General features: G+C 66.7%; 20 protein-coding genes. 14 read left to right on the plus strand and 6 right to left on the minus strand.

Features of this window, described 5'->3' with window-relative positions; translation table 11 throughout:
• Positions 1 to 11 precede the first annotated feature (11 nt).
• The 5 genes from scpB to surE form a co-directional block, all read right to left on the minus strand.
• Complete coding sequence (gene scpB / locus M9799_RS03395; protein WP_231044161.1) at positions 12 to 680, minus strand: SMC-Scp complex subunit ScpB; 669 nt, start codon at positions 678 to 680, stop codon at positions 12 to 14.
• A gap of 150 nt (positions 681 to 830) precedes the next feature.
• Positions 831 to 1,829: an RluA family pseudouridine synthase gene (locus M9799_RS03400; RefSeq protein ID WP_231044160.1), complete on the minus strand. Its 999-nt coding sequence runs from the start codon at positions 1,827 to 1,829 to the stop codon at positions 831 to 833.
• 149 nt (positions 1,830 to 1,978) lie between these two features.
• Complete coding sequence (locus M9799_RS03405; RefSeq protein WP_231044159.1) at positions 1,979 to 2,839, minus strand: peptidoglycan DD-metalloendopeptidase family protein; 861 nt, start codon at positions 2,837 to 2,839, stop codon at positions 1,979 to 1,981.
• 12 nt (positions 2,840 to 2,851) lie between these two features.
• On the minus strand, positions 2,852 to 3,649 hold the full coding sequence (locus M9799_RS03410; RefSeq protein WP_231044158.1) for a protein-L-isoaspartate(D-aspartate) O-methyltransferase: 798 nt from the start codon (positions 3,647 to 3,649) through the stop codon (positions 2,852 to 2,854).
• Complete coding sequence (gene surE / locus M9799_RS03415; protein WP_231044157.1) at positions 3,646 to 4,428, minus strand: 5'/3'-nucleotidase SurE; 783 nt, start codon at positions 4,426 to 4,428, stop codon at positions 3,646 to 3,648. The genes M9799_RS03410 and surE overlap by 4 nt, the downstream gene beginning before the upstream one ends.
• A gap of 104 nt (positions 4,429 to 4,532) precedes the next feature.
• On the opposite strand from surE, the gene M9799_RS03420 reads away from it, so the two are divergent.
• From M9799_RS03420 to rpoD, 7 genes are all read left to right on the plus strand, one after another.
• The gene (locus M9799_RS03420; protein ID WP_231044156.1) at positions 4,533 to 5,507 is read left to right on the plus strand and encodes an NADPH:quinone oxidoreductase family protein; all 975 of its coding nucleotides are present in this window, start codon (positions 4,533 to 4,535) and stop codon (positions 5,505 to 5,507) included.
• A gap of 148 nt (positions 5,508 to 5,655) precedes the next feature.
• Positions 5,656 to 6,864 (plus strand): sodium/glutamate symporter, encoded by a 1,209-nt coding sequence (gene gltS, locus M9799_RS03425; RefSeq protein ID WP_231044155.1) that lies wholly within the window; start codon positions 5,656 to 5,658, stop codon positions 6,862 to 6,864.
• Between the two features lie 78 nt (positions 6,865 to 6,942).
• Positions 6,943 to 7,191, plus strand: coding sequence for a ParD-like family protein (locus M9799_RS03430; RefSeq protein WP_231044154.1), 249 nt, complete (start codon positions 6,943 to 6,945; stop codon positions 7,189 to 7,191).
• Positions 7,188 to 7,985, plus strand: coding sequence for a type I methionyl aminopeptidase (gene map, locus M9799_RS03435; RefSeq protein ID WP_231044153.1), 798 nt, complete (start codon positions 7,188 to 7,190; stop codon positions 7,983 to 7,985). The genes M9799_RS03430 and map overlap by 4 nt, the downstream gene beginning before the upstream one ends.
• Before the next feature lie 8 nt (positions 7,986 to 7,993).
• Positions 7,994 to 8,329: an SMR family transporter gene (locus tag M9799_RS03440; protein WP_231044152.1), complete on the plus strand. Its 336-nt coding sequence runs from the start codon at positions 7,994 to 7,996 to the stop codon at positions 8,327 to 8,329.
• A gap of 635 nt (positions 8,330 to 8,964) precedes the next feature.
• Positions 8,965 to 10,950, plus strand: a complete 1,986-nt coding sequence (dnaG, locus tag M9799_RS03445) for a DNA primase (RefSeq protein WP_231044151.1) — start codon at positions 8,965 to 8,967, stop codon at positions 10,948 to 10,950.
• Positions 10,951 to 11,212: 262 nt separating this feature from the next.
• On the plus strand, positions 11,213 to 13,624 hold the full coding sequence (rpoD, locus tag M9799_RS03450; RefSeq protein WP_231044150.1) for an RNA polymerase sigma factor RpoD: 2,412 nt from the start codon (positions 11,213 to 11,215) through the stop codon (positions 13,622 to 13,624).
• A 331-nt stretch (positions 13,625 to 13,955) separates the two neighbouring features.
• Here the strand turns inward: rpoD and M9799_RS03455 are convergent, their stop codons facing one another.
• Positions 13,956 to 14,948: an isopenicillin N synthase family dioxygenase gene (locus tag M9799_RS03455; RefSeq protein ID WP_231044149.1), complete on the minus strand. Its 993-nt coding sequence runs from the start codon at positions 14,946 to 14,948 to the stop codon at positions 13,956 to 13,958.
• Between the two features lie 246 nt (positions 14,949 to 15,194).
• Here M9799_RS03455 and M9799_RS03460 point away from each other — a divergent pair, with 246 nt between their 5' ends.
• The 7 genes from M9799_RS03460 to M9799_RS03490 all read left to right on the plus strand — a co-directional run bounded on the left by M9799_RS03460 (position 15,195) and on the right by M9799_RS03490 (position 20,071).
• Positions 15,195 to 15,722 (plus strand): nucleoside deaminase, encoded by a 528-nt coding sequence (locus M9799_RS03460; protein WP_231044148.1) that lies wholly within the window; start codon positions 15,195 to 15,197, stop codon positions 15,720 to 15,722.
• A 38-nt stretch (positions 15,723 to 15,760) separates the two neighbouring features.
• Positions 15,761 to 16,405 (plus strand): TetR family transcriptional regulator C-terminal domain-containing protein, encoded by a 645-nt coding sequence (locus M9799_RS03465; protein WP_231044147.1) that lies wholly within the window; start codon positions 15,761 to 15,763, stop codon positions 16,403 to 16,405.
• A gap of 128 nt (positions 16,406 to 16,533) precedes the next feature.
• Positions 16,534 to 16,836 (plus strand): 2Fe-2S iron-sulfur cluster-binding protein, encoded by a 303-nt coding sequence (locus M9799_RS03470; RefSeq protein ID WP_231044146.1) that lies wholly within the window; start codon positions 16,534 to 16,536, stop codon positions 16,834 to 16,836.
• Between the two features lie 8 nt (positions 16,837 to 16,844).
• The gene (locus tag M9799_RS03475) at positions 16,845 to 17,432 is read left to right on the plus strand and encodes an NAD(P)H-dependent oxidoreductase (protein WP_231044145.1); all 588 of its coding nucleotides are present in this window, start codon (positions 16,845 to 16,847) and stop codon (positions 17,430 to 17,432) included.
• Between the two features lie 10 nt (positions 17,433 to 17,442).
• Positions 17,443 to 18,738 carry an amidohydrolase family protein gene (locus tag M9799_RS03480; protein ID WP_231044144.1) on the plus strand — a complete coding sequence of 432 codons (1,296 nt, stop codon included), beginning with the start codon at positions 17,443 to 17,445 and terminating at the stop codon, positions 18,736 to 18,738.
• Positions 18,735 to 19,196 (plus strand): RidA family protein, encoded by a 462-nt coding sequence (locus M9799_RS03485; protein WP_231044143.1) that lies wholly within the window; start codon positions 18,735 to 18,737, stop codon positions 19,194 to 19,196. Before M9799_RS03480 ends, M9799_RS03485 begins: the two co-directional genes overlap by 4 nt.
• A 23-nt stretch (positions 19,197 to 19,219) precedes the next feature.
• Positions 19,220 to 20,071: a creatininase family protein gene (locus M9799_RS03490; RefSeq protein ID WP_231044142.1), complete on the plus strand. Its 852-nt coding sequence runs from the start codon at positions 19,220 to 19,222 to the stop codon at positions 20,069 to 20,071.
• Positions 20,072 to 20,123: the final 52 nt, after the last annotated feature.

A 20,123-nucleotide genomic window follows, 5' to 3' on the forward strand; every position in this document is an offset into this window, starting at 1 on the left:
GACATGTCCGTTCAAAGCTGGGGCAGGAGCGAAGCCTGCCCGTCCGGGCCAGCGGCGCCCTGCCCCGCTGGCGTGGATGGCGCCTCGGCGCCGTCCAGATTCCCTGCCGCTGCTCCTGCCGTATCGGCTGCCGGCGTCTCCAGGGCCTTGAAAAGGTCCTGCTGCGGCACGCCGGCCTGCATCTCGGGCAACTGGTCGAGGGACTGCAATCCCAGGTCGTCCAGAAACTGCCGCGTCGTGGCCAGCAGCGCCGGCCGTCCCACCGTCTCGCGGTGGCCGATGACCTCGACCCAGCCGCGGTCCTCGAACTGCTTGATCAGCAGGCTGTTCACCGTGACCCCGCGGATGTCCTCGATGTCGCCGCGCGTGACCGGCTGCTTGTAGGCGATGATGGCCAGCGTCTCGAGCGCCGCGCGGGTGTAGCGCGGCGGCTTTTCCGGATGCAGCCGGTCGAGGTACACGCGCATCTCCGGCCGGCTCTGGAAGCGCCAGCCCGAGGCCACCTGCACCAGCTCCACGCCGCGCAGCGCCCAGTCCTCCTGCAGCTCTAGCAGCAGGCCCTTGACAGTGTCGGTTCCAAGTGCATCGTCGAAAAGCGCACGCAGGTCCCGCACGGAGACCGGTTGCAGCGCGCAGATCAGAGCAGTTTCCAGAACCCGTTTGGCATCGACCGTATTCATCGTGCAGCGACTCGGGGTAACGCGCCGCCGGAGGCGGGGCTTCAGGGGAGGGGGCGAAGACGCGCAGGCGTCAGCGGGTATCCCGGCCTGGCGCCTGCGCGGCGCAGGCCGGAACCTGGGGCGGATTGTAGCCGAGCGCGCGCATTCCCCTTAGGGCGCCAGCGCTAACCCCCAGGATTCGCAGGCCGTCTGCATGTCGGCCGGCAGCTTTGCCTGGAATTCCAGCGCCTTGCCGGTCATCGGGTGCACGAAAGCCAGGCGGAAGGCATGCAGTGCCTGGCGCTGCATGCCCGCGGCCGGATGGCCGCCATAGGTGCCGTCGGCCACCAGCGGATGGCCGATGGAGGCCATGTGCACGCGGATCTGGTGCGTGCGGCCGGTATGCAGCGTGCAATGCACCAGCGCGCCCTCGTCGCAACCGGACACCAGCGCGAAATCGGTCTGCGCGGCCTTGCCCGGATGCTGCGCCAGGTCCACCACCGCCATCTTCAGGCGGTTGCGCGGGTCGCGCCCGATGGGCCGGTTCACCGAGCAGCTGCGCGCGCCCAGCCAGGGCTTGTGCGCCAGCGCCAGGTACTGGCGGCTGACGTCGCGCGCGGCGATCAGCGCCACCAGCGCATCCATGGTCAGGCGGTCGCGCGCGACCACCATCAGGCCGCTGGTGTCCTTGTCCAGGCGGTGCACGATGCCCGCGCGCGGCACCACGGCCACCTTCGGGTCGCGCGCCAGCAGCGCGTTCAGCAGCGTGCCGCTCCAGTTGCCGGGCGCGGGGTGCACCACCATGCCCGGGGCCTTGTTGACCACGAGCAGGTATTCGTCCTCATAAACGACGTCGAGCGGCAGGGGCTCGGGCTGGAAGGCCTGGCTCTGCAGCGTGGGGCGCATCTCGATGCGCAGCTGGTCGCCGGCCTTGACCTTGAGCGCGGCCTTCTCCACCACGCGCTGGTTGAGCTGCACGGCGCCCAGCGCCAGCAGCTGCTGCAGGTAGCTGCGCGAGAATTCGGGCACCAGCACGCACAGCGCGCGGTCCAGCCGCGTGCCATGCTGCTCGATGCCTACAGGGGCCTGGCGCGTCTCGAGAACTTCTTCTTCGAGCGCAACCGAGTCCTCGCTGAGAGACGTGTCCGGCTCGGGAGAAAGAGGGTTCATGGAGAGTGGATGGCGCGCGGGAATATCCACACGCCATGCGTCTATTATCAAATGCCCCCAAACGCACTCAGGACGAACGGTCCGCGAACCGTTCGTCCTGAGCCTGTCGAAGGATGGACGGCCAACGCGCAATCAGGCGCGAAGGGCTTTCAACGTGCCGGCAGATACCTGGAAGGATCCACCGGCTTGCCCTGGCGGCGCACCTCGAAGTGCAGCTTCACGCGGTCGGCGTCAGTGCTGCCCATCTCGGCGATCTTCTGGCCCTTGCGCACGCTCTGGTCTTCCTTGACCAGCAGCGTCTGGTTGTGCGCGTAGGCCGTCAAGTAGGTGTTGTTGTGCTTGAGGATGATCAGGTTGCCGTAGCCACGCAGGCCCGCGCCGGCATAGACCACCCGTCCGTCCGCGGCCGCAATGACCGGGTCCCCGGCCTTGCCGGCAATGTCATAGCCCTTGTTGCGCGCTTCGTCGAAGCCCGCGATCAGGCTGCCCGATGCCGGCCAGATGAAGCCGAGGCTTTCATCCGAGCCGCTTTGCGCCGAGGCTGCGGGCCTGGAGGGCGTGGACGCTCCGGGCAGCACCGTTGCCGGCGCTGCGGGATCGCCGCCTCCGACCACGACCGGCGCCACGCCGCGGCCAGTGGCGGAATCGGTGGGCGCCGGCGCAGCCGCCATGGACGAGCCCGGCGGCACCACGCGCAGCACCTGCCCCACCTCGATCAGGTTGGGGTTGTCGAGGTTGCTCCAGCGCGCAATGTCCTTCCAGCTCTGGCCGTTCTCCAGGCCGATGCGGATCAGCGTGTCGCCCGGACGCACCGTGTAATAGCCGGGCTTGCCTGCATTCTCCGCACCCGGCAAGGGCTTGGCGGCCGCACCCGACGACAGGGTGCCCCCCGACGAGGCCGAGCCCCGATCTTCCACTGGAGCCCTGTTCACTTGTGAACCACAGCCCGCAAGCACCAGGCCCGCAAGCAGCACAGATCCCCAAGCCCCAAGACTTCGCGATACCAACATAAGCAATCCCTTTTAGGCAATACCTGATTTTAAAGGGACAAAGTTCACCGCCTCGAGAACCGTCCTTTTGAGCCCATAGGACGTCTTGTCGATGACCAGCAGACTCTGCCCGCCCGTCGCGTTGCCCATGGGCGCGACCAGCCGCCCGCCGACGGCCAGTTGTTCGCACCAGGCATCGGGGATGGCATCGCCCCCCGCAGCCGCGAGAATACCCGCATAGGGCGCACCCTGGGCATAGCCAAGCATACCGTCACCGAACAGCAGATGCACGTGTGCCAGCCGCAGCGGGCGCAGATTGGTGCGCGCCTTCTCGTGCAAACCGCGCAATCGCTCGATGGAATAGACCTCCTGCGCCACCCGGCCCAGCACCGCTGCCTGGTAGCCGCAGCCGGTGCCGATCTCCAGCACCCGGCCCAGCCCTGCGCGAGCGCATTCGGCGCCCAGCAGCAGCGCCGTCATGCGTGCCACGACGCTGGGCTTGGAGATCGTCTGGCCCAACCCGATCGGCAGGCTGGTGTCCTCATAGGCCTGATTGACCAGCGCGCTGTCGACGAAATGGTGGCGCTCGACGCTGGCCATGGCCTGCAGCACCGCCTGCGAGGTGACGCCGCCCTGCGCCAGGCGCTGCACCATGCGGCTGCGCACCGCCACCGAATCCATGCCCACGCCGATGGGCATGGGCAGCGGCATCGGGGCGCGCGGTGCCTGCCCGACCAGGTTGCGGGCTGCGGGCTTGGCGCCGGAGCGCGATGCACCGGGATTGGCGGAAGACGCAATCCACGAAGGAAAACCGGGTCGGCGCTCGGTCACGGCGCGGCTTCCTTCTCGGCGGCCTCGGCGATGCGCGCCGCGGTCTGCGCCCAGTAGCGCAGGTTCTCATGGTCGGTCAGGTCGACCTTGAGCGGAGTGACCGCCACATGCCCATGCGCCGTGGCATGGAAATCCGTGCCCTCGGCGTCATCCTTTGCCGCGCCCGCGCTGCCGATCCAGTACATGACTTCTCCCCGGGGGCTTTCCTGAATGATCACGCGTTCGGCCGCGTGCCGGCGCCCCAGCCGGCACAGCTTGAGCGGCTGTATGGCCTCCAGCGGCATGTTGGGGATGTTGACGTTGAGCAGCCAGGGCGCGTCGCCGACCAGTTGCTGCTGCTGCATCTGCTGCACGATCTCGCGCGCCTTGGCGGCCGCGGCCTCGATCTCGGTCCAGCCCCGGTCCACCTGCGAAAACGCGATGGCGGGAATTCCGAACAGGTAGCCTTCCATGGCCGCGCCCACGGTGCCCGAATAGATCGTGTCGTCGCCCATGTTGGCGCCGTTGTTGATGCCGGACACCACCAGGTCCGGGCGGTAGCCCAGCAGTCCCGTCAGCGCGATGTGCACGCAATCGGCCGGCGTGCCGTTTACATAGCGGAAGCCGTTCGGGGCCTGGTGCACGTACAGCGGCGAGTGCAGCGTCAGGGCGTTGGATTTGGCACTGTTGTTGTGCTCGGGCGCGACCACCTCCACCTCGGCGATGGTCTTCAACGATTCATAAAGCGCGACCAGTCCGGGCGCTTGATAACCGTCATCGTTGGAAATCAGGATTTTCATGGGATGGTGCGGATTGTAGGCGCCCTCCGACCCCGTCGCGGCAGGGACAAGCCCCAGCCGGCCCGGCTTCTATCATTCCTGCAACACAACGACGGGAGACCTGCATGCAAGCCTGGCTATGTACGACGCCCACGGGCGTCGATGCGCTGCAATGGACGGAACTGCCGACCCCGGAACCTGGCGCCGGCGAGGTGCTGGTCGAGATCAAGGCCGCCAGCCTGAATTTTCCCGACCTGCTGATCGTGCAGGGCAAGTACCAGATCAAGCCGCCGCTGCCCTTCGTGCCCGGCTCGGAATTCGCCGGCGTGGTGCGCGCCGTGGGCGCAGGCGTGCGGCAGCTGCAGGTCGGCCAGCACGTGGCCTGCCTCAGCGGCACGGGCGGCTTCGGCACCCATGTCATCGCGCCGGCCGCCGCCTGCGTGCCGCTGCCCGCCGACTTCCCGCTGGTCGATGCGGCCGCGTTCATCATGACCTATGCCACATCGCACCATGCGCTGATCGACCGCGCGCAGCTCGCCGCCGGCGAGACCGTGCTGGTGCTGGGCGCGGCCGGCGGCGTGGGCACGGCAGCCATCCAGATCGCCAAGGCCGCGGGCGCGCGCGTCATCGCCGCGGCTTCGAGCGACGAGAAATGCGCGCTGTGCGCCTCGCTGGGCGCCGATGCCACCATCAATTACGGCGCTGCCGACCTGCGCGAGGCGCTGAAAGCCGCGACCGGTGGCAAGGGCCCGGATGTGGTCTACGACCCGGTGGGCGGCGCGCTGGCCGAGCCTGCCTTCCGCTCCATTGCCTGGCGCGGGCGCTATCTCGTGGTCGGCTTCGCGGCCGGCCCCATACCCGCGCTGCCCTGGAACCTGGCGCTGCTCAAGGGCGCCTCGCTGGTCGGCGTCTTCTGGGGCGACTTCGCCCGGCGCGAGCCGCAGGCCAACGCCGCCATGATGGCCACGCTGCTCGAGTGGTACCGGCAGGGAAAGATCAAGCCGGTGATCGACTGCACCATGGAGCTGTCGCAACTGCCGACGGCGTATGCGCGCATGGGTTCGCGAGCGGTGATGGGCAAACTCGTGCTCACGCGCTGAGCTGCCCCCGTGCATGCGGGCTTTGGGCTGAAGCGCCGGAAGTGAGTGCTACACTGCGCGCCTTTTTCCGCCGCCTGGCCTTCGCCCAGGCCGCCCGGCCTCCGGCCCTGCCTCCCGATGGCGCAGCCATCTTGTCTTTCCAAGCCGCATGCAACTGAGCTTCAGCACCTACTACACCCTCATCTGCGCAGCCCTGGTGCTGCTGGCGGGCAAATTCCTGGTCCAGAGAATCCGCTTCCTGCGCGACTTCAACATTCCCGAGCCCGTGGCCGGCGGATTGGTCGCAGCGGCGCTGATCTTTGCCGTCCACGAGTTCACCGGCTACTCCATCACCTTCAGCAGCGGCCTGCAGACCGGGTTCATGCTGCTGTTCTTCTCCTCGATCGGCCTGAGCGCCAACTTCTCCAAGCTGCGCGAAGGCGGCTCGGCGCTGGTGCTGTTCCTGTTCATCATCAGCATCTTCATCGTGGTGCAAAACGCCGTGGGCATCGGCCTGGCGGCGGCGCTGGGCCTGGATCCGCTGATCGGCCTGATTGCCGGCTCGATCACGCTGGTCGGCGGCCATGGCACGGCCGGTGCCTGGGCCGGGGTGTTCGAGAAAGAGCACGGCATCCAGGGCGCGCTCACGCTGGGCATTGCCTGTGCCACCTTTGGCCTGGTCATCGGCGGGCTGATCGGCGGGCCGCTGGCCAAGGGGTTGGTCACGCGCCACCGGCTGCGCGGCCACGGCGATGCATCGGTTCAGTCAGCACCCGACGAGGCAAATTTCGAGAACCCGCAGAAGATCCGGCTGATCACGACCAACGCCGCCATCGAGACGCTGGCGCTGTTTGCCGCCTGCCTGGGCTTTGCCGAATTCATGACCGGTTTCGCGCAGGGCACGGCCTTCGAGCTGCCGACCTTCGTCTGGGCGCTGGGCGGCGGCGTGATCCTGCGCAATACCCTGGACTACGTGTTCAAGTTCCAGGTCTTCGACCGCGCCATCGACCTGTTCGGCAACGTGTCCCTGTCGATCTACCTGGCCATCGCGCTGCTGTCGCTCAAGCTGTGGGAGCTCAGCGGACTGGCCGCGCCGCTGATGGTCATATTGCTGGCGCAGACGCTGACCATGGGGCTGTATGCCGCCTTCGTCACCTTCCGCGTGATGGGCAGGAACTACGACGCGGCCGTGCTGGCCGCGGGGCACTGCGGTTTCGGCATGGGCGCGACGCCCACCGCCATTGCCAACATGCAGGCCATCACCACGCAATACGGGCCCTCGCATAAGTCATTTCTGATCGTGCCGATGGTCGGAGCCTTCTTCATCGACATCGTCAATGCGGGAATGATCCAGCTGTTCATCAAGCTCCTGCCTTGAGGCGGGGGGCGGCGCCGTTTCGGCTGACCAAGATCCTGTGGAATATACGAAACGTAATGGAACGTATAATAGCGCTCCATGGGAATCGTCAAAATATCAGACGCACTGCATGACAGCGTGCGCACCGCCAGCACGGCCCTGAGCCGTTCCATCAACGCCCAGGCCGAGCACTGGCTGCGGGTCGGCATGATGTCCGAGCTGCATCCGCTGCTGACCTATTCGGACATCTGCCAACTGCTGATCCAGCAGGCCGCGCCCGCGTCCTTTGCGCTGCCCACGCAACGCCCCGACGCAGCGCCACGCCCGGCCCCTGGAGCCGCCCAATGAGGCGCTCGAGCTCCCCTCCGATCCACACCGTCGCCGACATCGCGCAAGCGCGCCGTGCCGGGCAGCTGGCCGCCGAGGTGCTGGCCATGCTGGTGCCGCATGTACGCGCCGGCGTGAGCACCAACCAGCTCGACAAGCTTTGCCATGACTACATCGTCGACACGCTGGGCTGCATCCCCGCCAACATCGGCTACCACGGCTACACCAAGACCATCTGCGCCTCGGTCAACCATGTCGTGTGCCATGGCATCCCCTCGGACCGCGAGGTCCTCAAGGATGGCGACATCGTCAACGTTGACGTGGCGCTGATCAAGGACGGCTGGTTCGGCGACACCAGCCGCATGTACATGGTGGGCGAGCCGCGCGCCCAGGCGCGGCGCCTGGTGCGCACCGCCTATGAGGCCATGCGCGCGGGCGTGCAGGCGGTGCGCCCCGGCGCGACGCTGGGCGATGTCGGACATGCCATTGAAAGCGTGGCCCGGCGCGCACGCTTCACGGTGGTGCAGGAGTATTGCGGCCACGGCATCGGCCGCATCTACCACGACACGCCCGACGTGCTGAACTACGGCACGCCCGGCCAGGGCCTGAAGCTCGAGCCCGGCATGATCTTCACCATCGAGCCCATGCTCAACGCCGGCAAGGCCGCGACGCGCGAGCTCAGCGACGGCTGGACCGTGATCACCAACGACAAGTCGCTGTCCGCCCAGTGGGAGCACATGGTCTGCGTGACCGAGACCGGCTATGAAGTGCTGACCCCCTGGCCCGAGGGCACGGGCGACTACCCTGCCCTCTGACGCTCGCCATGTCCATCAGCTATCTCTATCTGGCGCTGGCCATCGTCTGCGAGGTCATCGCCACCTCTTTCCTCAGGAGCGCCGAGGGCTTCACGCGGCTGTGGCCCTCGGTCATCACGGCCACGGGCTATGCGCTGGCCTTTTTCTTTCTCTCGCTGACGCTGCGCACCGTGCCCACGGGCGTGGCCTATGCCATCTGGTCCGGTGCCGGCATCGTGCTGGTTTCGGCCATCGCCTGGTTCTGGCAGGGACAGACGCTCGATGCCGCGGCGCTGATCGGCATGGGGCTGATCGTGGCGGGGGTGGTGGTGATCCAGGTGTTTTCGCGGTCTGTGGGGCATTGAGGGCCAGCGACCTGGAGGAAGGCCCCCCGGCACTTGAGGGGGGCCGTCCGCCCTTCGAAGGGCTCAGGGCGAACGACGGTGGATGGGGTGGTCTGCCACCGTTCGTCCTGATCTTGCCGAAGGACGAGCGGCCTCGCTGCAAACTGGGAACGTGCTCCGCAGGCAGGCACAACCTGGAGGCCACAACGTTCCAAATACCCTTTTCCACACATATTTCCCCATCAAACCTCTCAGGAATTACGCCTCATTCATCCAATCCTGAGCTTTCTGCACTTACTGAAAACAAGAAATAACCATATGAAACATGGACTTGCGATGCCATGAAAATGCCGCCGTGCATTTTCCGAACAGTCCAACTCTCATGTCTTATATAAAACATCATTTATCAAAAAGAAAACGGTGGCCGCACGGCCGCAAGCTTCCTACAATGACGTTCTTTCCCGCATGAGGCGCCGCCCTCGCCGCGGAAATCACGGACAACAGAGGACCACCCCGGCATGTACCGGGGCGGAGGAGACCGGCCCGCATCGCAAGGTGCGGGCCATTTTTATGGGCGTGGCATTGGCGCTGCAGGATGCACGGGCGCCTTGCCCCTGCCGGGCCGCGGCGGCGCCGGATGGTTCAAAATACGGCCGGTGTCCATTCCCCAAACGTTCATCCAAGAGCTGCTGTCCCGCGTGGACGTGGTCGACATCGTCGGCCGCTACGTGCAGCTGCGCAAGGGCGGCGCGAACTTCATGGGGCTGTGCCCCTTCCATGGCGAGAAGTCGCCGTCGTTCAGCGTCAGCCCCTCCAAACAGTTCTACCACTGCTTCGGCTGCGGCAAGAATGGCAATGCCATCGGCTTCCTGATGGAGCATGCCGGCATGGGCTTCGTCGAAGCCGTGCAGGACCTTGCCGGCCAGGTCGGCCTGGTCGTGCCCCAGGATGACCTGAGCCCGCAGGAGCGCCAGCGCCAGGCCGCGCAGAAGGAAAAGCAGGCGACGCTCAGCGACGTGCTGGAAAAAGCCGGCGATGCCTACCGCCGCCATCTCAAGGATTCGCCCCACGCCATCGCCTACCTCAAGCGCCGCGGCGTCACGGGCGCCACGGCGGCGCGCTTCGGCCTGGGCTATGCGCCCGAGGGCTGGCGCAGCCTGGCCAGCGTCTTTGCCCAGTATGACGACCCGCTGCTGCACGAGAGCGGGCTGGTGATCGTCAACGAGGAGGACAACAAGCGCTACGACCGCTTCCGCGACCGCTTGATGTTCCCGATCCGCAACGTCAAGGGCGAGTGCATCGGCTTCGGCGGCCGGGTGTTCGGCGACGAGAAGCCCAAATACCTCAATTCCCCCGAAACCCCGGTCTTCCACAAGGGGCGCGAGCTCTACGGCCTGTTCGAGGCGCGCAACGCGCTGCGCGAGATGGGCTATGCGCTGGTGACCGAAGGCTATATGGACGTGGTGGCGCTGGCCCAGCTGGGCTTCGCCAATGCAGTGGCCACTTTGGGCACGGCCTGCACGCCCGACCATGTGCAGAAGCTGTTCCGCTTCACAGACTCCGTGGTCTTCAGCTTCGACGGTGACGCCGCCGGCCGGCGCGCGGCGCACAAGGCGCTCGAAGCCGCGCTGCCCTATGCCACCGATACGCGCAGCCTCAAGTTCCTGTTCCTGCCGGCCGAGCACGACCCCGACAGCTTCATCCGCGAATTCGGCAGCGATGCCTTTGCGCGCCAGGTCGGCGATGCCAAGCCATTGAGCCGCTTCCTGATCGATGCCGCCAGCGAAGGCTGCGACCTGGGCCTGGCCGAGGGCCGCGCGCGCATGGCCAGCAACGCGCGCCCGCTGTGGGCCCTGCTGCCCGATGGCGTGCTCAAGCGCCAGCTGCTGGCGGAAATTGCCGAGCTGACCCAGCTGCAGCTGCAGGACCTGAGCGAGCTGTGGAGCAAGGAGCCCGCGCGTCCCGGCACACGCAGCGCCCCTGCCCCCAGCCCCGACGCCGGCAGCCATGGCGCCCCGCCTGACATGGGCTGGGCGCCCGACAGTGCCCCTGTGGAAAGCTACGGCCAGGCCAGCGCCAGCGGCCCCTGGAGTCCGAGCCCGGGCAAGGGCCGCAAATGGGAAAAAGGCAGCTGGGGGAAGGACCGCCAGCCGGCCAACCGCTTCGAGGCCGCCTCGCGCGGCCCGCGCAGCGCGCCGGCAACGCGCACCGACCAGGCGGCGCGGCTGCTCATGGCGCACATGGAATTCATGGAAGAGCTCTCGCACGAGGACTTCGATGCGCTGTCGCGCTGCACCGCGCCGCATGGCGGCTTGTTTGCCTGGCTCGAGGCCCAATTTCAGGAGCATGGCGCGCAGCCCTGGGCGGTGCTGCGCGAGCGGCTGTGCGACTGCCTCGATGCCGATGTGGCACCGCTGGCGGAGAAGCTGATGACGGGGCCGCACGCCCAGCCCGAGGGCGAGCTGCCCGAGCTGCGGCGCGAGCTGCGCGGTGTGCTCAACCGCATCCTGATCGACCATCTCAAGCAGCAAACCCATGTTGCTGCAATGGCTGTTGCCACCAACCCGCTTGCGGCGCAGCAACTGCGCGATCTCTACGCGCGTTTGCAGTTTCTGCAAAATGAAATGCGCAATCCCTCTTGAAATAGCTGGACAAAGATATAATTAGGAGCTAGCGGCAAGAGCGACAGCAGCACCTCCGGGCCGGGTCAACGTGAAAAACACGTAAGTAGCAGCAACTGCACGGACCCAAATACCGCAAGGACTGCACCCCAAATGTTCGCCCATACATCTTGCCCGGGAGATCTTTCTCCGGACGCCCGTCCACCTTGCGTGGGCCCGCGTCCACGCGCCGCAGTTCCAGGCGCTTGCGTTTTCTTTGTTCGATTTTGCTTCAGAGGTGCTCATGCCCGCTTCAAAGTCTCCGAAGTTGCCCAAGTCCGGCCCTGCCGCGCATGAAATATCCGTGCCTGCAACCGCAGCTGCCAAGGCCGCGCCAAAAGCCTCGGCCAAGACCGTAACAACTGCGAACCCCACAGCGACCGAGCCCTCCTCCGCTGTCAAGAAAGTCAAATCCGTGGCCACCAAGACCTCTGCCGAACTCATTGCCGCCGCCGACGCCCTGCTGGCGGCCGCCTCCCCCGCCAAGCGCGGCCGCAAACCCAAGGCCGCTGCCGAAGACGGCACCGAACCCGCCGTGAAGAAGGCCCCCGCGGCCAGGAAGGCGGCCGCCCCTGCCGCTGCCGACAAGGCTCCGGCCGCCAAGCGCGGCCGCAAGCCCAAGGCCAAGGAAGAAGGCGATGACATTGACGACACCGACCTGTCGGACATCGAATCGGATCTCGAAGGCGAAGAGGAAACGGTCGAAGCCGCGGCCAGCACCACGACCGAGAAGGTCAAGCCGCTGCGCATGAAGATCAGCAAGGCCAAGGAACGCGCGCTGATGAAGGAATTCGGCCTGGACGAGACCGTCCTGACCGAAGAGGAAATGCTGACCCGCCGCCAGCGCCTGAAGGCGCTGATCAAGCTGGGCAAGACGCGCGGCTACCTGACGCACGGCGAGATCAACGACCACCTGCCCGACAAGCTGGTCGATGCCGAAACGCTGGAAGTCGTCATCTCCATGCTCAACGACATGGGCGTGGCGGTCTATGAACAGACGCCCGACGCCGAGACGCTGCTGCTGAACAACACCGGCCAGTCGGCCACGACCGAAGAGGAAGCGGAAGAAGAAGCCGAAGCCGCGCTCTCGACCGTGGACTCCGAGTTCGGCCGCACCACGGACCCGGTGCGCATGTACATGCGCGAGATGGGCACCGTCGAGCTGCTCACGCGCGAAGGCGAGATCGAGATCGCCAAGCGCATCGAAGGCGGCCTGCAGGACATGATGGAAGCCATCAGCGCCTCGCCGGCGACGATCGCCGAGATCCTCAACATGGCCGAGGAGATCCGCAGCGGCAAGGTCGTCATCTCGACCATCGTCGACGGCTTCTCCAACCCCAATGAAGCCGACGACTACGTGGCCGAGGAAGACTTCGACGAATTCGACGAAGAGGACGACGACGACGGCAAGGGCGGCTCCAAGGCGCTGACCAAGAAGCTCGAAGAGCTCAAGAACGATGCGCTGGCGCGCTTCGACAAGATGCGCGACCTGTTCGAGAAGATGCACAAGATCTACGACAAGGAAGGCTACGGCACTCCCGCGTACATGAAGGTGCAGGCGGCGCTGACCGAGGAGCTGATGACCATCCGCTTCACGGCCAAGACCATCGAGAAGCTGTGCGACCTGGTGCGTGCCCAGGTCGATGACGTGCGCAAGAAGGAACGCGAGCTGCGCCGCATCATCGTCGACAAGTGCGGCATGCCCCAGGAAACCTTCATCAAGGAATTCCCGGCCAACCTGCTGAACCTCGAATGGGTGGTCAAGCAGGCCCACTCCAACAAGTCGTGGAGCACCGTGCTCGAGCGCAACATCCCGCCCGTGCAGGAGCTGCAGCAGAACCTGATCGACCTGCAGACGCGCGTCGTGGTGCCGCTGCCCGGCCTCAAGGACATCAACAAGCGCATGAACGACGGCGAGCGTGCGTCGCGCGATGCGAAGAAGGAGATGATCGAGGCCAACCTGCGCCTGGTGATCTCGATCGCCAAGAAGTACACCAACCGCGGCCTGCAGTTCCTGGACCTGATCCAGGAAGGCAACATCGGCCTGATGAAGGCCGTGGACAAGTTCGAATACCGCCGCGGCTACAAGTTCTCGACCTATGCCACCTGGTGGATCCGCCAGGCCATCACGCGCTCGATCGCCGACCAGGCGCGCACCATCCGCATTCCGGTGCACATGATCGAGACCATCAACAAGATGAACCGCATCAGCCGCCAGCACCTGCAGGAGTTCGGCTTCGAGCCCGATGCGTCCATCCTGGCGGCGAAGATGGAGATCCCAGAGGACAAGATCCGCAAGATCATGAAGATCGCCAAGGAGCCGATCTCGATGGAAACGCCGATCGGCGACGACGACGACAGCCACCTGGGCGACTTCATCGAGGACGGTGCCAACACCGCCCCGATCGACGCCGCGATGCAGGCCGGCCTGCGCGACGTGGTCAAGGACATCCTCGACGGCCTGACGCCGCGCGAAGCCAAGGTGCTGCGCATGCGCTTCGGCATCGAGATGTCCACCGACCACACGCTGGAGGAAGTCGGCAAGCAGTTCGACGTGACGCGCGAACGCATCCGCCAGATCGAAGCCAAGGCGCTGCGCAAGCTCAAGCACCCTTCGCGGTCGGACAAGCTGCGCAGTTTTATTGATTCGCTCTGAGCAATCGCCTCTGCGCCATGGAAAAAGCCATCCCTCGGGATGGCTTTTTTTCGTTCGGGCTGAGCCCGTCTGGACGCCCCCGCCGAAGGATGGACGGCTTGGCTCGTGCACCTCGGGAAAGCCGTGCCGGCTTTTTCGCGCAGGCCCTTCATGGTTCGACGGGCTCACCACGAACGGTACAACATCCGTTCGTCCTGAGCTTGTCGAAGGATGGACGGCCGGCACTCAAGTCCCTCAACAGACCTTCGCCAAGCCCAGGAAGACCATTCATGCTTCGACAGTGCCCTGCGCCAAGCTCGGCACGAACGGTGTAGAAACTTTCGCCCCGGTCTCAATACGCCTTGAAATTCGCCGCCACCCGCTGATTCAGATAGTCCCCCGCAGCAATAGGCGGATATTTCTTCCCCGGTCCCTCGATGAGCGCATCGCGGTTGGCCTGCGCAAAGAACGCCAGGCTGTAGCGCGGCCCCATGTATTCCCCGGGCAGCGGGTTCTTCACGCGGTGGAAGTTCGAGGGCAGCTGGTCGTCGCTCCAGCGCATCAGCATGTCGCCGATATTGCAGGTGATCGCCTTCTCGTCGGGCTCGACCGAGGTCCACTTCTGGCTGTCCATTTCCTTGCCCGGGCAGACCTGCAGCCCGCCCTGCCCCTGGCGCTGGAACAGCAGGCTCAGGCAGTCGAAGTCGGTGTGCGCGCCGGCGCGCCACAGGCCCAGGCTGGCCTGTTGTTCCGGGGGCGTGGCGAAGTAGTGCAGCAGGCGCAAGGTGCTCTGGTAGCTGGGCTGCGCCGGGTCGTGCGCGCGCAGGAAGAATTCGTCGTCGAAGCCCAGCTTCCAGGCAAAGCACGACAGCACCTGCATCGCCACCCGCCAGCACTGGCCCTCGAAGGCCAGCATCGTTGCCTGGAAACCGGCCAGTTCCTGCTCGGTGGGCCACAGGCCGTGCATATGCGGGCGCGTGATCTGGTAGGACTCCTTCTGGTCGGGCGTGCCGGTCGAGGGGCGCACCTGGGCGCGGCTTTCCCAGCCCACGTTCAGCGCTTTCTTCAGCGGGTATTGGGCCTTGACGGCATCGGGCAGCGCAAAGAAGCGCTCGGCCATGGCAAAGGCTTCATGCACGTCGTCCAGCGCGATGCCGTGGTTCACGACCTGGAAGAAGCCGACGTCGACGGCGGCATCCCAGAGCTGGTTGGCGATCTCGATCTTGCGCTCGGCAAAATCCGACAGGTCGATGCGGCGGATCTCGCGGCAGCGGCTCTCGCTGCCCATCGCGCCCATGCGCGTTTCCTTCTGCAGCTCGGTCATGTCGTAGGTGGCGGTGCTCATGCGGTTCTCCAATATGAAAGGGTCTACCCGCGCGTGGCTTCAGTGCTCCGGGGGCCCCGGCGCTCTCCTGAAGCCATGGGCGCTCGGGGCGCGGGCGGGCTTCAAGAGCAATTTCCGGCTGGCTGGGTCGCTTGGACCGCACAGTGAACGCTTCTACTCCTGCCGGGAATCAAGCAAGAACGGTGCCCGACTGGCATGCAAAGTGCATGGCAGCCAGCAATCGCCACCCCATTGAAGGAGACCGCCATGTCCGCACTGATGTTCGCCACCCCCGCCCCGCTGGAAGATCCCATGCCTCTTGGCGATGCCGACGGCACCTATCTGCGCCAGGCCATTGCCCTGTCCCACACCGCGCGCGCGCGCGGCAACCGCCCGTTTGGCGCAGTGGTCGTTGGCGGCGACGGAAAACTGCTGGCCGAAGCCTATTGCAACACCACCGAGACCGGCGACTGCACGGGCCATGCCGAAACCAATGCCGTGCGCCAGCTGGGGCCCAAGGTGCCGCGCGAAGTGCTGTCCAACGCCACCCTGTATTCGTCCGGCGAGCCCTGCGTGATGTGCGCGGGCGCGATCTTCTGGTCGGGCATCGGGCGCGTGGTGTTCGGCATCGATGCCGTGCGCCTGCGCGTGTTCCGCGGCGAACGCGCCGAGCAGCGCGATGCCGAGCTCTCGTGCCGCGACGTGTTTGCCGCGTCGCCGCACGCCATCGAATGCATAGGCCCGGCGCTGCTCGACGAGGCCAGCCTCCCCCACGTGGGATTCTGGAAATCCTGACACGGCACAATCGCCGCTTCCCCGCATTTGCCCGCCCCATGACCGCATCCGACGCCGAAGTCCTTCCCAGCCGCGCCAAGCAGGGGCGCGAGCGCATCCTCTGCGCGATCCGCGAGGCGGCAATTGCCGAGTTCAGCCGCCACGGCTTCAAGGGCGCCTCGACCAAGGCCATTGCCGAGCGCGCGGGGCTCACCAAGCCACAGCTGCACTATTACATCAGCAGCAAGGAAGAGCTCTACGAGGAACTGCTGTATTCGGTGCTCAATGGCTGGTCCAGCGCCTTCGTGTTCGACAGCGACAGCGACGACCCGCGGGCGGTGCTTGGCGGCTATGTGCGCAAGAAGCTCGACTATGCGCTCGACAACCCCGGGCTGTCGCGCATCTTCACCACCGAGGTGCTGGGCGGGGGGCGCAACCTGGGCAAATACTGGCCGGTGGCCGTGAAGTCCACGCAGCAGAAGGTGCAGCTGATCGACCGCTGGATCGCCGAGGGGCGCATGCGCGCCCTGGACGCCACGGTGCTGCTGATGCAGATCTGGGGGATGACGCAGCACTACGCCGACTATGGCGTGCAGGTGCACATCATGCTGGGCCTGGCGCCCGACGAGCCCATCGACCGCGAGCCGATCCGGCGCGAACTCACCAATTCCGTGCTGTTGTCCTGCGGGCTCGCACCAGAATAGGACAGCGGCAGCAACGGCTGCACGCCTGCGGTCGATGCGCCGGCACGAGGGCGCGCCCGGCGCTTGCAAGCCTTGCTGGCATGCGATTTGCAATAGTTTGACCAATCGATCAAATCAAATGGTCAAAAATGCAAATCTCCGCCTCCACCGCAGCGCCCCCTGCCACCGAAGCCGCCTTTGAACTGGTGCTGGCGCGCAGCCAGTTGCGCCTGAATGTCGAGCCCGGCGAAAGCATGGCCGACGTGCTGCAGCTGGCCGGCATTGCCATCGACACGCTGTGCGAGCAGGGCGTGTGCGGCACCTGCGCCACGCGCTGGCTCGAAGGCGCGCCCGCGCATCGCGACAGCTGCCTCAGTGCCGAGGAGCAGCGCACCCATGTCGCGGTGTGCTGCGCGCGCAGCCATGGCGCCAGCCTCACGCTCGATCTCTGAGGCCTGGCATGCGCGTCCTCGTGATCTATTGCCATCCGGTGGAGACCAGCTACCACGCGGCCTTGCATACCGAGCTGCTGCTCAACCTGCGCGGCGCGGGCCACGAGGTGGACGACTGCGACCTCTATGCGGAAGACTTCAACCCGGTGCTGAGCCGCGAGGAACGCCTGGGCTACCACGAGGTGCCTGGCAACCGCCTGCCGGTACAGGGCTATGTGGACCGGCTGCTGTGGGCCGAGGCCCTGGTGTTCTGCTTCCCCACCTGGTGCTTCGGCATGCCGGCCATGCTCAAGGGCTTCTTCGACCGCGTGCTGATGCCCGGCGTGGCCTTCGACATCAGCGATCCGCAGAACGTCAAGCCGGCGCTGACGCATATCAAGCGCATCTCGGCCGTGGTGACCTACGGCCGGCCGCGCTGGACCGCGCTGCTGATGGGCGATCCGCCGCGCAAGTCGGTGACGCGCTACCTGCGCCTGCTCACGGGCGGCCGGGCGCGGGTCGACTACCACGCCTGCTACCACCTCAATGTCGCCACGCCGCGGCGCCTCGAAGCCTTCAAGGCGCGCGTGGGCGATGCCATGGCGCGCCTTGCCTGAAAGACCCCACATGCCTTCTCCCGACCATCTTCTGGGCGCGCGCCTGCCGCGCTGGCTGCTGCCCGCGCAATGGCCTGAACAGGCGGGGCAGCCTGTGCTCGCCGACCTGAATCTGTCCCAGGGCCGCGTGCGGGGCATCGCGCCGCACGATCCAGCAAGGGCCCCGGCCGGTGCCTGGCATCTGGACGGCGCGCTGGTGCTGCCCGGCCTGGTCGATGCGCATACCCATCTCGACAAGACCTTCACGCTCTCGCGCATGGGCACCGTGAAGCCCGGACTGCTGGGCGCCATCGAGGCGATGATGGCCGACCGCCCGCACTGGACCGAAGCCGATATCCGCACCCGCGCCGGCCGCGCGCTGCAATGGGCTCATGAAGCCGGCACGGTCCACCTGCGCACGCACTGCGACTGGTGGGAGCCCGACGCCCAGCCGCTGGCGTGGAACGTGCTGCGCGAACTGGCGCAGGAATGGGCGCCGCGCCTGACGCTCGAGCGCGTGGCGCTGATTCCGCTGCATCTGTATTCAGAGCGTGACGATGCCATGCGCCTGGCGCGCACGATGGCCGCCAGCGGCCCCGGTGCGCTGCTGGGCGGCTTCGTGCACACGTCGAACTGGAACCCGCAGGCATTGCGCCACCTGTTCGAGGCCGCGCAGCGGCATGGCTTGGATGTGGACCTGCATGTCGACGAGGAACTGACGCCGCAGGCCCAGGGCCTGGCGACCACCGCCGCGCTGCTGCGGGAGCTGCGCTTCGACGGCCATGTGGTCTGCGGCCACACCTGCGCGCTGGCCGTGCAGGACGAGGCCCAGGCGCTGGCCACGCTCGATGCCGTGGCCGCCAGCGGCATCACGCTGGTCACGCTGCCCATCACCAATCTGCTGCTGCAGGACGCCACCACGGGCCGCACGCCGCGCCAGCGCGGGCTGACGCTGGTCAAGGAAGCGCGTGCGCGCGGCATTCCGGTGCTGATCGCCAGCGACAACGTGCAGGACCCGTTCTGCCCGGTCGGCAGCTTCGATCCACTGGAAGCATTGAACACCGGCGTGCTGGCGGCGCAGCTCGAACAGCCCTTCGACCTTTGGTCCGAGGCGCTGTGCCGCGCCGACTGGCTGCGCCGCGGCGCGCCTGCCTTGCCGCTGCAACCCGGCAGCAGCGCCGACCTGATCATCTTCCCGCAGGCCGATTGCTGGGGCTTTCCCTCGCGCACCCAGGCGCGCGTGGTGCTGCGCCAGGGTGCGGTCGCCAGCGGCCAGGCCAGTGCCACATGGTCCCGATCTTCCATCCCCACAAGGAGTTTCGCATGAGCGCCACCACCCCGGGCATTGCCCAACCCCTGGCGCGCTATGCCGCGTGGCGCCGCGCGGGCGACATGGTGTTCCTGTCCGGAATCATTGCCGTCGACCCCACGGCCGGGCGCATCGTGCGCGGCTACGCCGACATTCCCGACGAGGCCGCGGCGCTGATCGGCCGCACCGGCGAGTTCAGCAGCGATATCAGGGAAGGCCCGATCCTGGCGCAGAGCTGGTATGTGCTGGACCGCATCCGCCAGACCATCGAGGCCGCGGGCGGCCAGATGTCGGATGTGATCAAGCTGGTGCAGTACTTCAAGGATCTGGACCACTTCCCGCAGTACAGCCGCGTGCGCCGGCAGTTCTTCCCGGGCGAGCCGCCCGCCTCCACCGTGGTCGAGGTCAGCGGCATGCTGCCCACGCCCGAGATCCTGATCGAAGTCGAAGCCACGGCCTGGCTGCCCCAGCGCTGAGCGCCCTTAGGAAAGACCATCCCATGCTGCATGGCTACAACCCGTCCCACCGCTTCCTGCCCTATCTGAGCTGGACCGAGATCGCAGCCTTGCCCGACAAGGAGAACACCGTCATCGTGCTGCCCACGGGCGCCACCGAGCAGCACGGCCCGCACCTGCCCTGCGCGGTGGACACGGTGATCAGCGCCGGCGTCGTGGGCCATGCGCTGGCGCGCCTGCCGGCCGAGGTGCCGGCCTTTGCCATGGCGCCGATCACCTATGGCAAGTCGGAGGAGCACCTGCACTTCCCCGGCACCGTGACGCTGAGCGGCGAGACGCTGCTGGCGACGATGAACGAGATCGGCGAATCGGTCTACCGCGCGGGCTTTCGCAAGCTGCTGTTCGTCAACGGCCATGGCGGCCAGCCGCAGGTCATGGAGATGTGCGCGCGCGAACTGCGCCTGCGCCATGGCGACTTCATCGTCGTGCCCAGCTTCACCTGGCGCGTGCCGCATGTCGCCGGCAAGTACCTGTCGGACAGGGAAAGGAAGCTGGCCATGCACGCCGGCCACGCCGAGACCGCGCTGATGCTGGCGCTGGCGCCCGACACCGTGCACATGGAGCGCGCCGTCACCAACTACCCGCCGGTGTTCCCATCTTCCCTGCTCTCGCCCGACGGCCGCCCGGCCTGCGCCTGGAGCGCGCGCGACTTCGGCCCCAGCGGCATCATCGGCGACCCGCTGCCAGCCACGGCCGAGCAGGGCCGCGCGATCCTCGACTCGCTGGCCGCGAGCTGGGCCGCGGCGATCACCGAGCTGCACCAGCTGCAGTGGGCCGCGCGCCCCGAGCCGACCTGGGGCCGCGCGCACCACACGGGCCATGTCGAGCTGGCCTGAAACCTGCGATATCCGCGCATCCCACCCTGTCCTTATCCCTTCCGGAGCCCTG

Source organism: Comamonas endophytica (assembly GCF_023634805.2).
In the GTDB taxonomy this organism is placed as follows: Bacteria; Pseudomonadota; Gammaproteobacteria; order Burkholderiales; family Burkholderiaceae_C; genus Comamonas; species Comamonas endophytica.

Bases quoted from the DNA above. Each gene is read 5' to 3' on its own strand.
- scpB (WP_231044161.1), bottom strand. From the start codon at position 680: ATGAATACGGTCGATGCCAAACGGGTTCTGGAAACTGCTCTGATCTGC.
- M9799_RS03400 (WP_231044160.1), bottom strand. From the start codon at position 1,829: ATGAACCCTCTTTCTCCCGAGCCGGACACGTCTCTCAGCGAGGACTCG.
- M9799_RS03405 (WP_231044159.1), bottom strand. From the start codon at position 2,839: ATGTTGGTATCGCGAAGTCTTGGGGCTTGGGGATCTGTGCTGCTTGCG.
- surE (WP_231044157.1), bottom strand. From the start codon at position 4,428: ATGAAAATCCTGATTTCCAACGATGACGGTTATCAAGCGCCCGGACTG.
- M9799_RS03420 (WP_231044156.1), top strand. From the start codon at position 4,533: ATGCAAGCCTGGCTATGTACGACGCCCACGGGCGTCGATGCGCTGCAA.
- gltS (WP_231044155.1), top strand. From the start codon at position 5,656: ATGCAACTGAGCTTCAGCACCTACTACACCCTCATCTGCGCAGCCCTG.
- M9799_RS03430 (WP_231044154.1), top strand. From the start codon at position 6,943: ATGGGAATCGTCAAAATATCAGACGCACTGCATGACAGCGTGCGCACC.
- map (WP_231044153.1), top strand. From the start codon at position 7,188: ATGAGGCGCTCGAGCTCCCCTCCGATCCACACCGTCGCCGACATCGCG.
- M9799_RS03440 (WP_231044152.1), top strand. From the start codon at position 7,994: ATGTCCATCAGCTATCTCTATCTGGCGCTGGCCATCGTCTGCGAGGTC.
- rpoD (WP_231044150.1), top strand. From the start codon at position 11,213: ATGCCCGCTTCAAAGTCTCCGAAGTTGCCCAAGTCCGGCCCTGCCGCG.
- M9799_RS03455 (WP_231044149.1), bottom strand. From the start codon at position 14,948: ATGAGCACCGCCACCTACGACATGACCGAGCTGCAGAAGGAAACGCGC.
- M9799_RS03460 (WP_231044148.1), top strand. From the start codon at position 15,195: ATGTCCGCACTGATGTTCGCCACCCCCGCCCCGCTGGAAGATCCCATG.
- M9799_RS03465 (WP_231044147.1), top strand. From the start codon at position 15,761: ATGACCGCATCCGACGCCGAAGTCCTTCCCAGCCGCGCCAAGCAGGGG.
- M9799_RS03470 (WP_231044146.1), top strand. From the start codon at position 16,534: ATGCAAATCTCCGCCTCCACCGCAGCGCCCCCTGCCACCGAAGCCGCC.
- M9799_RS03475 (WP_231044145.1), top strand. From the start codon at position 16,845: ATGCGCGTCCTCGTGATCTATTGCCATCCGGTGGAGACCAGCTACCAC.
- M9799_RS03480 (WP_231044144.1), top strand. From the start codon at position 17,443: ATGCCTTCTCCCGACCATCTTCTGGGCGCGCGCCTGCCGCGCTGGCTG.
- M9799_RS03485 (WP_231044143.1), top strand. From the start codon at position 18,735: ATGAGCGCCACCACCCCGGGCATTGCCCAACCCCTGGCGCGCTATGCC.
- M9799_RS03490 (WP_231044142.1), top strand. From the start codon at position 19,220: ATGCTGCATGGCTACAACCCGTCCCACCGCTTCCTGCCCTATCTGAGC.